This is a genomic window from Sphingobacterium phlebotomi (assembly GCF_008180195.1).
In the GTDB taxonomy this organism is placed as follows: Bacteria; Bacteroidota; Bacteroidia; order Sphingobacteriales; family Sphingobacteriaceae; genus Sphingobacterium; species Sphingobacterium phlebotomi.
Genome location: NZ_VTAV01000003.1, coordinates 125,389 through 139,145, shown reverse-complemented (window position 1 = coordinate 139,145; position 13,757 = coordinate 125,389). Strand labels below are relative to the sequence as shown.

13 protein-coding genes are annotated in these 13,757 nt (G+C 42.2%); 6 read left to right on the top strand and 7 right to left on the bottom strand.

Features of this window, described 5'->3' with window-relative positions; translation table 11 throughout:
• Window positions 1-6: 6 nt before the first annotated feature.
• Window positions 7-2,478 carry a phosphocholine-specific phospholipase C gene (locus FXV77_RS06915; protein WP_148918491.1) on the top strand — a complete coding sequence of 824 codons (2,472 nt, stop codon included), beginning with the start codon at window positions 7-9 and terminating at the stop codon, window positions 2,476-2,478.
• Between the two features lie 60 nt (window positions 2,479-2,538).
• On the opposite strand, the gene FXV77_RS06910 is transcribed toward FXV77_RS06915, so the two are convergent.
• Window positions 2,539-2,910, bottom strand: a complete 372-nt coding sequence (locus tag FXV77_RS06910; protein WP_148918490.1) for a hypothetical protein — start codon at window positions 2,908-2,910, stop codon at window positions 2,539-2,541.
• 385 nt (window positions 2,911-3,295) lie between these two features.
• Here FXV77_RS06910 and FXV77_RS06905 point away from each other — a divergent pair, with 385 nt between their 5' ends.
• The 5 genes from FXV77_RS06905 to FXV77_RS06885 all read left to right on the top strand — a co-directional run bounded on the left by FXV77_RS06905 (window position 3,296) and on the right by FXV77_RS06885 (window position 6,594).
• The gene (locus FXV77_RS06905) at window positions 3,296-4,501 is read left to right on the top strand and encodes an ATP-binding protein (protein WP_148918489.1); all 1,206 of its coding nucleotides are present in this window, start codon (window positions 3,296-3,298) and stop codon (window positions 4,499-4,501) included.
• A 318-nt stretch (window positions 4,502-4,819) separates the two neighbouring features.
• On the top strand, window positions 4,820-5,371 hold the full coding sequence (locus FXV77_RS06900; RefSeq protein ID WP_148918488.1) for an RNA polymerase sigma factor: 552 nt from the start codon (window positions 4,820-4,822) through the stop codon (window positions 5,369-5,371).
• A 12-nt stretch (window positions 5,372-5,383) separates the two neighbouring features.
• Window positions 5,384-5,716 carry a hypothetical protein gene (locus FXV77_RS06895; protein ID WP_246162320.1) on the top strand — a complete coding sequence of 111 codons (333 nt, stop codon included), beginning with the start codon at window positions 5,384-5,386 and terminating at the stop codon, window positions 5,714-5,716.
• A gap of 104 nt (window positions 5,717-5,820) precedes the next feature.
• On the top strand, window positions 5,821-6,114 hold the full coding sequence (locus FXV77_RS06890) for a hypothetical protein (RefSeq protein WP_148918486.1): 294 nt from the start codon (window positions 5,821-5,823) through the stop codon (window positions 6,112-6,114).
• Window positions 6,115-6,132: 18 nt separating this feature from the next.
• Window positions 6,133-6,594, top strand: a complete 462-nt coding sequence (locus FXV77_RS06885) for an Hsp20/alpha crystallin family protein (RefSeq protein ID WP_148918485.1) — start codon at window positions 6,133-6,135, stop codon at window positions 6,592-6,594.
• 113 nt (window positions 6,595-6,707) lie between these two features.
• Here the strand turns inward: FXV77_RS06885 and FXV77_RS06880 are convergent, their stop codons facing one another.
• The 6 genes from FXV77_RS06880 to FXV77_RS06855 all read right to left on the bottom strand — a co-directional run bounded on the left by FXV77_RS06880 (window position 6,708) and on the right by FXV77_RS06855 (window position 13,651).
• Complete coding sequence (locus FXV77_RS06880; RefSeq protein WP_148918484.1) at window positions 6,708-6,905, bottom strand: hypothetical protein; 198 nt, start codon at window positions 6,903-6,905, stop codon at window positions 6,708-6,710.
• Between the two features lie 89 nt (window positions 6,906-6,994).
• A complete protein-coding gene (locus FXV77_RS06875; protein ID WP_148918483.1) occupies window positions 6,995-9,403 on the bottom strand; it encodes a GumC family protein in 2,409 nt (802 codons plus the stop codon).
• Window positions 9,404-9,436: 33 nt separating this feature from the next.
• Complete coding sequence (locus tag FXV77_RS06870; RefSeq protein ID WP_246162319.1) at window positions 9,437-10,132, bottom strand: polysaccharide biosynthesis/export family protein; 696 nt, start codon at window positions 10,130-10,132, stop codon at window positions 9,437-9,439.
• A 167-nt stretch (window positions 10,133-10,299) separates the two neighbouring features.
• The gene (locus tag FXV77_RS06865) at window positions 10,300-10,734 is read right to left on the bottom strand and encodes a WxcM-like domain-containing protein (protein WP_148918481.1); all 435 of its coding nucleotides are present in this window, start codon (window positions 10,732-10,734) and stop codon (window positions 10,300-10,302) included.
• 2 nt (window positions 10,735-10,736) lie between these two features.
• A complete protein-coding gene (locus FXV77_RS06860; RefSeq protein ID WP_148918480.1) occupies window positions 10,737-11,717 on the bottom strand; it encodes an MraY family glycosyltransferase in 981 nt (326 codons plus the stop codon).
• The gene (locus FXV77_RS06855) at window positions 11,714-13,651 is read right to left on the bottom strand and encodes a polysaccharide biosynthesis protein (protein WP_148918479.1); all 1,938 of its coding nucleotides are present in this window, start codon (window positions 13,649-13,651) and stop codon (window positions 11,714-11,716) included. Before FXV77_RS06855 ends, FXV77_RS06860 begins: the two co-directional genes overlap by 4 nt.
• Window positions 13,652-13,757: the final 106 nt, after the last annotated feature.

Here is a 13,757-nt window from a genome sequence, read left to right as displayed (position 1 = left end):
AGAACGATGGATACACGAAGAGATTTCCTAAAAAAAGCGGCAATGCTTGCCGGAGGCGCATCCCTCTCGCACGTCTTACCAACCCCTATCGCAAGGGCTCTAGCTATAAACCCGAAACTGGGCAGTACCTTTTACGATGCCGAGCATGTTGTTTTGTTGATGCAGGAGAACCGATCATTTGACCATGCTTTTGGCACCTTGCGCGGCGTCCGCGGATTCAGCGACCCCAGAGCCATATTACAACCCAACGGACAACCGGTTTGGTTTCAAACAAAGCAATCTGGCGAAACCTATGCACCCTTCCGCTTGGACATCAATGACTCCAAAATCACCTGGATGGGGTGTCTGCCCCATAACTGGACGGATCAAACAGATGCCCGCAACGAAGGCAAAATGAACCGTTGGCTCGACGTTAAAAAGTCTGGCTTTAAGGAATTCGCCGAGCTTCCCTTAACCATGGGTTATTATACCCGCGAAGACATCCCTTTCTATTATTCCTTGGCAGACTCCTTTACGATCTGCGATCAGCATTTCTGCTCGAGTATTACTGGCACTAATCCGAACCGTCTCTATTTTTGGACCGGCAATATCCGGGAAAACAAAACTGGTAAAGCCTTGGTATGGAATGGAGATTCCGAGTTCAGCGGCAAAGCCAATTGGAAGACTTTTCCTGAGCGATTGACGGAGCTCGGTGTTGACTGGAAGATTTACCAGAACGAAATTTCCTCCAGCAGTGCGGGATACAGCGGCGAAGCGAACAGTTGGCTGACCAATTTCGGTTGCAACCCGATGGAATACTTCCCGCAATACGAAGTGAAATACAGCCCCCGGTACCGGCATCTCCTAAACGAAAAAAAAAGCCTGCTGGAACAGAAAATAGCGCAGATGACGAATCCGGAAGAACAGACCCAACTCCAGCAACAATTACAACATACCCTAGAGGAATTGCAACAATATTCGCCTGAAAACTTCGATAAACTCGACGAAAAAACCAAAGAACTACATCGCCGTGCCTTCGTGACCAACAGTGGTCAGGGAGACTACATGGCGCTGGAAACCATGGCGTATCAATCGGGTTCCGCATCGAGGATGCTACAGGTACCCAAGGGCGATGTCCTGTATCAGTTCCGCAAAGATGTCGAATCCGGCACGTTACCTCTCGTTTCTTGGGTTGTTCCACCGCAGCTGTTTTCCGACCATCCGGATTCCCCTTGGTTTGGGGCCTGGTACGTCAGCGAGATTATGGATATTTTGACGCAAAATCCGGAGGTCTGGAAGAAAACCATCTTTATCCTAACCTACGACGAAAACGACGGTTATTTCGATCATATCCCCCCTTTTACCGTGCCCAATCCGCATAAGCTTGATAATGGCCGCGTATCGCCTGCCATAGACCCCAAAGAGGAGTTCGTTGATCGAGACCAGCAATACCATCCTGAGAGCGGTCGCGAAGGGCCGATCGGTCTAGGCTATCGCGTACCGCTGATCATCGCATCACCATGGTCTCGAGGAGGCTGGGTCAATTCCCAAGTATTCGATCATACGTCCAGCTTACAATTTCTGGAAAAATTCGTGCAGCATAAAGTTAAAAAAGAGCTTCGGGAAACCAATGTAAGTGCTTGGCGCCGGGCAGTCTGTGGCGACCTAACCTCTGCCTTTCGACCTTACCGTGGTGAGCCTATAGAAAAACCTGTCGTGTTGGAACAACGCGCATTCATCCAAAAAATCCATGAAGCGAAATTTAAGGATTTGCCAGCTGGTTACAAAGCCTTGACGGCGAAAGATATCGGCATGATCGCTACCCACCCGACCAATTCGCCCTACTTCCCAAAACAAGAGCCTGGCCAACGCGCATCCTGTCGTATTCCCTACGAGCTCTATGTGGATGGCAAATGGCAGGAAGGAAGCTACCAGATTCGCTTCGAGGCTGCCAACAACGTCTTTACTACACACGCTGCCGGTGCGCCATTTATTGTTTACCATGGAACTCCCTATCTCTGCGAAGCAGGAACTTCGCGCAATTACGCCGTAACTGCCGGCGACCACCTGACGGATAGCTGGCCGATTAACGCTTTCGACGCAGGAAAATATGATTTACGTGTACATGGCCCCAATGGCTTTTATCGCGCTTTCCAGGGGGATACGAATAATCCGAGACTTCAAATACAATGTGGGTATGAGACAAACAAGTCGAAAACATCCTTTACCGGGCGGCTGTTTTTTTACTGTAAAAATCAAGATAATACGACTTTACACCTTTCTTTCGAAGACCTCAGTTACGGACAGGGTATTAGAATGCAAAAGTTGGACGCAAAGGAAACTATTACCCTTTATTTTGATATCGCCCAACAAGATTACTGGTATGATTTTCGAGTTAGCTGTGCAGACTTTTCCGCGTTCTCAGAGCAATTCGCAGGCCGCATTGAGGTTGACAAACAAGGTAAGAGCGATCCTTTGATTGGCCCTACAAGCCCGTAATACACCAGTTCGCCCGCTCACCAACGGATGCTTTTAAAGAAGTTTAATAAATAGATCAAGCTAAACATCCGGCGTTGCTTCCCTATTTTCTCGAGTTTGTAATTTGAGCTCCAATCGGGTTACTTTGTCGATCAAGAGATTACGATGCGCTTGAATCTGCGCATTTTTCTCTTCAAGCTCGCGCAATTGATCTTGTAGAACGATCACCCTTTTTAATAGTTGATTTTCTTTAACGACATATTCGTGAACATAGGGAGGGGGTTCAATTTCTTCTTTTATTGTATCCCGGCATCCTGCATCATGCTCAATTAAGGGCGAAAGGGCTTTCATCCAGCTCAAAATAGTCCGTTTATCTTTTACGTCATATTTTTTCATAGCTTCTTCCAGAAGCAATTCTCCCGAAACAATAGCCTTCACAGCCTCTATCTGCACGTCTTTTCTATTATGCCAAAAGAAATGGGATTTATTTTAAAAATATTGTTGCTATTTACAACTAACAAATATTTTTTCCAAAAAAATAGAACCGAAGTTCCCTTTGCTATATATGCTTGACGGGAGTTCTTCAATTAGTCCATATTTGCTCATCAAGATTTCCAGAGAGTAATCTTTTTCACCAATTTTAACACTTATAGACAATAAAATTGTCTCACAGCCGAAATGTCAGATTTCGCACATTACCGATGTCGGTTTCTGGCTAACACAGGTTGCCGAAGAAGACTATTACTATTACGGTATACATGAAACTTTGTTAAAAAACAAAACATATTTACGATATACATGAAACTTTTGTTATTTTTGCTATAAATATACGATATACATGAAACTAATAGATCGTCCCCGCTATACTAGTCGTATCCTACCGTTTATCGATAAACCGGTAATAAAAGTATTAACCGGACAGCGGCGGGTTGGAAAAAGCTATGTTATGATGCAACTGATGAACCATATCCGGGAAACGGATCAAGAAGCCAATATCGTCTATATTAATATGGAGATGGAGGACTTCGCCCACATCAAAAGCAACATCGAACTAAACAAGTACCTGGAAGACAAGTGGATTGATGATAAACCGAATTACTTTTTTATTGACGAAGTACAGGAAGTTACTTCATTTGAACGCACGCTACGCAGTTTACTTGCAAAAGGAACTTGTGATATATACTGCACAGGCAGTAATGCCAATATGCTATCTGGAGAATTAGCGACACATCTATCAGGGCGGTATGTCGCCTTCCATATCCACAGTTTAAACTATCAAGAATTTTTACTGTTTCATTCACTTGAAAACTCAATAGAAAGCTTGGTGAAATATCTGAAATATGGAGGTATGCCATTTTTGGCAAACATAGGTTTACAAGAAGACATACCTTTTGAATATTTGCGGAATGTATATTCAACCATTCTACTGAAAGACGTTATTGCGCGAGAAAATATACGCAACGTTTCCTTCTTGGAAAATTTAGTATCGTACCTATCGAACAATATTGGAGCGCTCTTCTCAGCCAGCAACATCAGTAAATATCTGAAATCACAGCGTGTAGATATCTCGCCCCAATTGACCATCAATTATCTCAAAGCACTAGCAAATGCTTTTTTTGTTCATAAAGTATTGCGGTCAGAAATAGGAGGTTTAAAAATATTTGAGATAGGCGAAAAATATTATTTTGAGGATATAGGCTTACGGAACGCCGTCATTGGCTTCAACCAACGAGCAGACCTGCATAAACTATTGGAAAACGTGGTCTACCTGCATCTCATCCACCAAGGTTTCACGGTATATATCGGTAAATTAGGGAACAGAGAGATTGATTTCATGGGCGAGCGAAATGGAGCAAAGGTCTATGTGCAGGCCTGTTTAACACTTATGCACGAAGATACAATAGCACGTGAGTTCGGAAATCTAAGAGAGATTGACGACAATTATCCAAAATATGTCGTTACGTTTAACGATCCTATACTAGGAAACAATCACGGCGGGATATTACAAAAAAACCTTATCGATTTTTTAATGACGGAGCTTTAGTCACTTCCTGCCCAGTCATGACCTTTATCAAGTTTTTACCGATAAAAGGTTTAATACGGTTGCGATATATTGGCCTTGAAATAACATCAGCTTGTGTGCGATCCATTTTCTATAGTTATAAGTTTAACTTTAGCAAAAAATGTATAGAATTATAATCAAACCTACAACTTATTTAGAAATGCCGAAAGTTATAGTTATGGGAATAATTTTTGAAATGCCCACCATAAATTTTATATATTTAAATAATATGCAGCTTATTTAAAGTAAAATGCTTTTGGATTCGTCTACGTATACATGGACCGGGCAGAGCAACAAATAATGTCAGCAAGAGATACAAAATCTTTTACAGAAACCGTCAAGACTTATAGTGCCCAATTACTGCGCTTCGTGAAAGCGAGAGTCAAGCGTACTGCTGAAGCTGAAGACATTCTGCAAGAAGTTTGGTATCAGTTTTCTAGGGTTACCAATATAGACGATCTGGGCAATGCTGGGGCGTGGCTGTACTCGGTAACTAGAAATAAAATTACAGACTCATATCGAAAGAAGAAGAATGAATCATTAGAAGAACTCACTGATGAAGGAGATGATGAATCATTCCCCATTGCCCATCTCCTAATGGCTGATGAATCCAGTAATCCGGAAATCAAGATGTTCAAAGAGATTTTTTGGGATGAGTTGATGAAAGCCCTGGAAGAGTTGCCGGAGAAGCAAAAGAAAGTTTTTGTAATGAATGAAATCGAGGATATGACCCTCCAAGAGATTGCAAATCAAGAAAATGAGAACCTTAAAACCATTATCAGTCGAAAAAGCTATGCTGTTAAACATTTGCGTCTTCGCTTGAGAGGGTTGTATGAGGAGTTAAATGCTTAAAATTAAACAGTGATGAAAAGATTTATGAATAGTAAAAGAAAGGGTAAAAAGATTTTTATAGGACTCGCCATCGTAGTCTTCTTCTTCCTGGTAATTGCCCTGCTCCAATTTTTATGGAATACTTTAGTCCCTGAAATCTTTGGGTTTAAAGCGATTAGTTACTGGCAAGCCCTTGGGTTATTCCTATTATCTAAATTATTATTTGGACGGGGATTCGGCAGGCCGGGTGGTTTCAGAAGGAGATTTAAAAATCGCAATATGAATAGGGAAGACATTTCGGAAGAAGACCGTCAGCGATTGCGTGAGGAGTGGAAGCGACGCTTTGATTCACATTGTAAATTTTAGGCTTGGAAAAAAATTGGAAAAAATTTCAAAAAGTTTAAAGTAAAAGCTTCCTATTGTACGTCTACTACGACAAAGGCCTTTACTAAATAAATAATTTAAAAAACATGAAAAATAAATTTCAATTTTTGCTCCCCAGATTACTCGTCATAACGGCAGTAGCTGGATTAGTTACCATCGTGATAGGGGCGATATTTAAAATTCTCCTGCTCGCAACGGCATTATTTACAATCGGTACTTTAGTGTACACACGGATCCAGAAGCGCAGAATGAGAGCGGCTTCTATGCCACAAGGAGCAATACAGCCTGGCTTATATGCGCATAGCAATCCGCAACATGCAGTTACGCCATTAGAGAATTCTTTACCGGCGAATACCCCGAAAATTGTTCCTATTTATTAACGTATTAAAAGAAAAAAAATGTTTAGAAAAAATGCATACCACAGCGTAAATCAAGACCTAGGCAGGGACTGCCGTGGCGATTTTAGAAGAAAGTTTGAAAAAATACAACATCACCTATTCAACGATTCAGCTCCTTTTGCCAGCAAAGATGATCAGAAAGCTTATATTCCGGTAAATATCGCGGAGAATGATGAATTCTATCAAATACAAGTATTTGCCGCAGGTCGAAAAAAAGATCAGTTTCAAGTAAATATCACCGAGCAGGTGCTCACGATTACTTGCAAAGAAGCGGAAATAGAACCTGGGTTAAACTATGTTTACCAAGAACAACACCTAGGTGCTTTTAAACGTGCATTTCGATTACAAGACGATTTACGACTTGAAAATGTGCACGCGAGCTATGAAGAAGGGATCTTGACGGTTATTTTGAAAAAAGATCCGGATAAAATGCCTGCGGGACAAGAAGTTTTAGTGTCCTAACACATAAACTAAAAACAATACTCGTATCGCTTCCCATAAGAACAGCGTGCGGGTATTTCTATTTGAATGTTCCTCGACGATTACTATAGAATACCGAGTCCATTTTATTGAACTTATAAAGTATCCAAAATCTGCACTTTTTCAGATTTAACAAACGACCAAGCTTTTTGGCGTTTTTCGTACCAAACCTTGTATGTGTGCTTTGGCGGGACGGTGAAATTAAAGGTCAATTCTGTCTCTACTTCGTTCTTCGGAATAAAAGTTGGCAGAAGCGAATCAGCAATCTCTTTGATTTGTTTATCGTTAAGCATACGGTTCTTTCATTAATAAAACAGCTTGCCAAAAAATCCCGATGCCTTTAAAACATCGGGATGGTATTTATTTATATGATTTTTTATCTTTAGCCTCTGAGCTTCGGTTTATTGCTCTTACCTTTAATAATATTCCAAAGACGTTTGCGTAACGAAACCTCCTGTGTTTCGCCATAACCATAGCCGTATCCGTAACCATAGCCATAACCACGCTTGAAGTCCACATCGTTGATCACAACGGCCATATTCTTCAATTTTCCGTCTTCGTAAAGCTCTTTCGGTATATTTAATAAGCGTTTATCTAAATAATTCGCACGTGCTACGTAAATGGTCATATCCGCATGCTCAGCAATCAGCAGGGTATCCGTTACCATACTGACCGGTGCTGTATCCACAATCACAAAATCGTATTGCATACGACCATAAGCGATTAGATCCGCAAAGTGGCCATTCATGAGTAATTCCGCCGGATTCGGTGCGATATATCCCGAGTAAATAATATCGAAGTTATACGGAGCCGGTTTCTGGATCACAATATTCGACACGGACATCTCCGGATTCACCAAATATTGGGTGATACCGATATTTGTATGCTGTAAATGCGATAGCCCTAAGTAATCTAAGACCTTCGGTGAGCGTATATCCGCACCGATCAACAAGACTTTCTTACCCGACATGGATAGAATCTTCGCCAAGTTGGTTGCGATAAAAGATTTTCCTTCTCCAGACGTCGTAGAGGTGACATAAATAACCGAGGATTCATCCTTCTTGCCGGCTCCAAGCATAAAAGCAATATTGGTACGCAGAATACGAATCGCCTCCGCCAAAGATGATCGATCATTATCTTCGATAATAGGATGCTCCGAAGTCGGTATCTCACCCAAAATCGGTGCATGGAACATCTCTTCGATATCTTTGCGCGAGTGTATCTTGTTATCCAACAGGAATCGAATATATAGAATACCGAAAGGAATTAAGAAACCCATTATCAAGGCTCCAAGCATCACTAACACTTTCCGTGGTGCAACTGGTAATTTATAGCCATAAGCTTCATCGACGATTTTTAAGTTTGCGGGCGTAGCCGCTGCTTTAATCTCTGTTTCTTCCCGTTTCTGTAGCAAGAATAAATACAGTGTTTCCACAATCTGCTGTTGGCGAGAAATATCCTTAAAACCACGCTCTTGGTTTGGTAACTGGTTGAGCTTGCCCTCAAACTTGCTTTTCTGCCCTTGTAGTGCATCTACATTACCCTGCAATACTTTTCTATAATTGTCGAGCGAAATTTGTAGGGTCTTATTTATTTGGGCAATATTGTTGTTCAACTGCTGTACGACTGGGTTATCCGGTGTAGCCGATTTTAACAGGTCATCGCGTTCTAGGACTAAAGCGTTGTAATTTTCAATATTCGCCTGTATGGACGGATCTGATAGACCGATATTGGATGGCAACAGCTTAAAATCTGATGACGCAGTTTCCTCTCGGATCATATCGGCAATGCTCAACTGCGTTTGATATTCCACCAATTTCCGCTCATTTTCTGTCGCATTCTGCATATACAAGCGCGCTTCCTCTTGCATATCCATCAAGCTATTTCGGTCTTTAAAATCAGCTACCTTGGAATCTGCTTCTGCCAGATCCCGGGAAATCAGGTCTAGCCGAGACGTGATAAACTTGGAGGTAGCTCGGGTTACCTGTGCTTTATCATAGGTGACATCTTGGTTATATTGATCGATAAGCGAGTTTAAAATCAACTCCGACTTCGCAATCAACGGATAATCCATCGAGAAATTGACCAAAAACGATTGAGCGTCTGTGTTCGGTGTTATCTGTATTGCACTGCGTAAAATATCTACCGTATAATCCGCCGGGCGGTAGGTAATCTGCAAATCACCTTCCCAAAACTTATTGCTTTCCTGCGGCACTAAACTAATTGGGCCGATTGGTGTCACAAGCTTACTACCTAACGTATACTCGCTTGTTCCCTCCTCCTCATCCTTGATCTTATACGTCTCGCCTTTCTTGGTTACAGTGAACGAATACCCTACCGAATCCAAACGTGTATGGGTTGGGTCTAATAACATCACTTTTAGTGGAGACTGACTTTCCAGTACTTCAGCCGACTTGATATTCCCTTTCATGTAATACGAAAGATAAAGCCGGTTCGTATCGACCACTTTACGCATCAAACGTCTAGAGCGAATCACCTCCATTTGGTCATTTACGAAAGCAGCAGAAGAACTCCCCATACCGGTCATCGTGGCTAACTCAGCAAGCCCCGCCATATCACCTGATGCCTTCTTCTCATCCTGCAGAAGGATTTTTGCACTAGTGTTATAGATTTTTTGTGCATATCGTAAGTAGACAAAGGCTACAAATAAACATGCCAAAACGGAAAAGACAAACCATTTCCAATAAAAGGCATATTGTTCAAAAATTTGCTTGAGGTTTAGTTCCTGGTCGTCCGATTCTTTTACTTGGGGATAAGCGTTATTCTCCATAAATGCTTTTGCTTCTTCTCTTCGATAAATTAGTTAGCGGGTCACGACGGATATCACGGTGACGATCAAACCGACGACCGATACAAAAATAGATGTCGTGGCCGTATATTTTGAATTCTGGATACGTGCACCATTAGGTTCCACATACACCACATCGTTTTGTGTCAAATAATAAGCCGGCGAATTCATCGATTCTCTCTTTCTCAAATCCAATCGAAACTCTTCTTTCTTGCCATCCTGCTCCCGAATCACCAACACATTGTTACGTTCACCATAAATTGTCATATCCCCAGCTAAACCCAGTGCCTCCATAATAGTCAACCGATCGTTTTCAATCGTAAAAGTTCCTGGACGGGCCACTTCACCCAACACCGTCACGCGGAAATTACGAACCACCATCGAGATACCCGGATCGACTATAAATTTACCCACTTCCCGCCGCAATACATCCATGGCCTGGGTACGTGTCTTTCCTGAAAGCTTAATCTTACCCACTTTAGGGAAATCAATCTCACCATTGGCATCTATGGCATATGTGGGAATAAACGGATTTGTCGCTTGGATCGTTCCACTTCCACCCTGATATGGTGAGACTTGGTTAAACGGTACTGTAGCTCTGACATCATCCGCCGTTACCGAAATAGCCAAAATGTCGCCCGGTTGTAATTTTGGGGCGTTCAATTCATAAAGGGTATTCAATTCCAACGAATCGGGTTGAAAATAAACCATATTTTTTTTGCTCGCACAGGAAGTGCAAAATAATACAGTTATGGTGAGCAAGGAAAGAAGCACACCAGAGATATGTTTAGACATAGAATTTTTATTTCGTTGAACTTGCATAAGCAAAAATCTCTCCACAATATATTCAAATTTGCACAAAAATAGTATTTTTTTTACTAAGTCCTATTTTTAAAATAATCCACCGACCAAGTGTAATCGTCATTCTTCGCATTTTCGATGCCATAATCCGCAAAGACCAACAGCTCACTCTCCGATTCAAGCGCCTGAAAAGCGGTACCATAGCCTACCGGTACATGTAACACTTGTTGTTTCTCTGCTTTTAATATTCGTTTTTCGACAGGTAAATCCGGCGACGCATTTTCCCAATTGTCTATCTGTATCAAGTCCACTGCAAACGATCCCGACAATACATAAAACCACCGCTGTTCCATACGGTGTGCTCGCCAACCGCGAATCAACTCTGTATCTGTATTCTTAATGATGTAAAAACGTTTGACTTGCGTCATGTCAAAATCATTAACAAATCTGATCTGTCCTCGATGGTCCTTAGCGATTCCTCCAATGATGGATGTTATAATATTGTCTTCCATGTTTATGCTTTTAAGGTTATCTTTTCGACACGGAAGTACCTACGGATCACCCACGTTTTGATAACCAGATACAATATACTCAACCCACCTAATAGCACAAGTGCAAATATCCATCGCGTGGTAATGTCCTTATCGGCGAAGTGGATAACAGCCAGACCGATCAGAAACTGGATAACTCCATATAAAAAAGAGATTAACAATTTATTGACACCGGCTTCGTTACCCAAGAATTGGTACAGGTGAGAGCGGTGTGCTTCAAAGATATTCTCTCTTAGATATAAGCGACGGATGATCGTCCATACTGCATCGATACCGTATATGGTTAGGAAAAGGAAATAAAGCAGATTACCCGTCTTAATAATTAATGCTCCTAAAGCGAAAAGCAAAATGTAAGCGATAGCTACAGAACCTACATCGCCGGCAAAGCATTTCGCTTTGGTTCGAAAATTGAAAAAGGTGAATACCAACACGCCCAACATTGTATACGCTAATAAATCCTGCGCGACAAAGCCTACTTCGCTGTTCACCAGCATCAATAAACCTCCGACCGCCAGACTGTAGCAGGCCGTAATGCCGTTAATGCCATCCATAAAATTATAGGCATTGATTACACCCACGACGACAACAAAAGTGATCAGTAGAAAATACCAGGGCATCTCAAAAACATCCAACTGATAGGCCATCAGTAATACGGACGAGAAGTGTATCAACAAACGTATTTTGTTGGAAAGCGTGAAGATATCGTCCATAAAAGAAACGACGGTCATCAGGGTCAGACCGAGGAAGAACCAAGGGTATTGAAAACCCGAAAGAAAAAAGTAAACTAAAGCTCCCAAATAAAAGATTATACCTCCCCCACGCAAGGTGATCATTGTATGGGAGGAACGTTCGTTGGGCTTATCAATGATATTAAAACGATCGGCTACTCTAAAATACAGCAGTTCCAGAATAAACAAGGCAAGGAGTATAAGTATATAGATCATGATTCGTTACTAACTTCTATCTTTTCGTTATCTAATGCTGCAAAAATAGAGTTTTGTGATTTAAATTCGGGTACAATTTCCTTCATTAAAGACACCAATTGTTGTTTTTGTTCCTGTGGATGCAGCTGTTTTACCAATGCACAAAGCATTTCGATCTTTTTCATCTTATCGATCACATCTGCGGTATTCACTTTTGCAATCATGATTTTCTCATGATGGGTTTTCGCTGTATTCTCGTCGTTCGCCAACAATTCCTCAAATATTTTCTCTCCAGGCCGTAATCCCACGATCTTAATGTCTATATCGGCAGGGTATTCCAATCCCTTCAATCGGATCATCTGTTTCGCTAGATCAATAATCTTGACCGGTTTCCCCATATCGAATACGAATACCTCTCCGCCGATCCCCATTGCACCCGCTTCTTGCACTAATTGACAGGCTTCGGGTATGGTCATAAAGTAGCGCGTAATATCGGGGTGTGTCAACGTCAAGGGGCCTCCCGCCTTGATCTGTCTTTCAAACAACGGGATGACCGATCCATTCGAGCCCAACACATTTCCAAAACGGGTTACAATATAATTCGTGTTGGAAATCCTATTAAGCGCAGCCACCGAAACCTCTGCTATACGCTTCGTAGCCCCCATCACATTGGTGGGATTCACAGCCTTATCGGTCGATACCATCACAAATTTTTCCACACGATAGTTACTTGCCAACGATGCCACATTATAAGAGCCCCACACATTCGTAAGGATCGCTTCGTAAGGATTCGCCTCCATCAGTGGTACGTGCTTGTAAGCTGCTGCATGAAAGACCAACTGTGGCCTATATTGTTGGAAAACGGATTCCATAAACACCTCGTCACGCACGTTGCCAACAATAAACTCGAAGCGCTCGAAGCCACCATAAGGCTTCAGCTCCTGTTGCACATCGTATAGCGCCGATTCTGCCTGATCCAGTACCACCAACTGCTTGCACGCCGAACGGCCGATCTGACGGACCAACTCGGACCCTATCGATCCTGCTCCACCGGTAACGAGTATAACCTTATTTTTCAATTCCTGTGCAACCGTAGCGTTATTTAATTCGATTGGTTTACGCCCTAGTAAATCTTCTACTTTCAGCGTCCGTATCTGCCGCGTAGCTACCTCGCCGGCCAGCATGCGTGCAGAGTTCGGAATAATCTTAACCTTTAGGGGTAAAGATTCCGCTTGTTTAAAAACAGCTTGTAGACGGTCGGGTCGATGGTCATCGATAGCGATGATCAGTTCACGCGGCATCCCATGCTTCTCCATAAAGTCCACATCCAAGGCGCTTATGTGCTGTACTTTGAACCCTTGTATACGCTTGCCGATACGCGAAGGATTATCATCCAGTAAAGCCACTACCCGGTATTTGTTACGCGTACTGGCACGCAGAAAGTAAAACGTGGTGTTTCCCATATTACCCGCTCCGAAAAGAATAACCGGAATAGCATTCCCCTTATTATTCCAAAAAAGCGCATGGTAAAGGGAACGGTAGATAATCCGCATAAAACAAAGGAAAAAACCTGCCATGAAAGCATGTAGCAGCAATTGTGTATGGGAAAACTTTCCAAAAATGGGAGAAAGGGAATTACGTAACGGTGCTAGCTCAAACAACCAGCCGATCATGGCCAAGATGACAAATGCACAGGATACTGTACTGGCGATACGCTGCAGATCACGCAGCCCGGTACGGTGTATAATACTACGATAGGGTTGAAAAACTAAAAAGAAAATGAAATAGACAATGGTTGTAGTTATTAGTTGGGCCGACAATGGTTCCCAAACAATATCCCCTCGTTGCTTGAACACCAGATAGTAGCACAACACATAGGTACTCCACACCACCCACATATCGATCAATAGAATGAGCCATCGTGGCTTATCGGCTCTCAGTTTGTCTTTAAGCATTTATTTTTTTCAAAAGGTTGCTTTGTTGTAAGCAAATTTCACACCAATTTGGCGCGAAATCAGATTAACATTACTTTAGTTAATTAATTAATTAAACAACCATCAA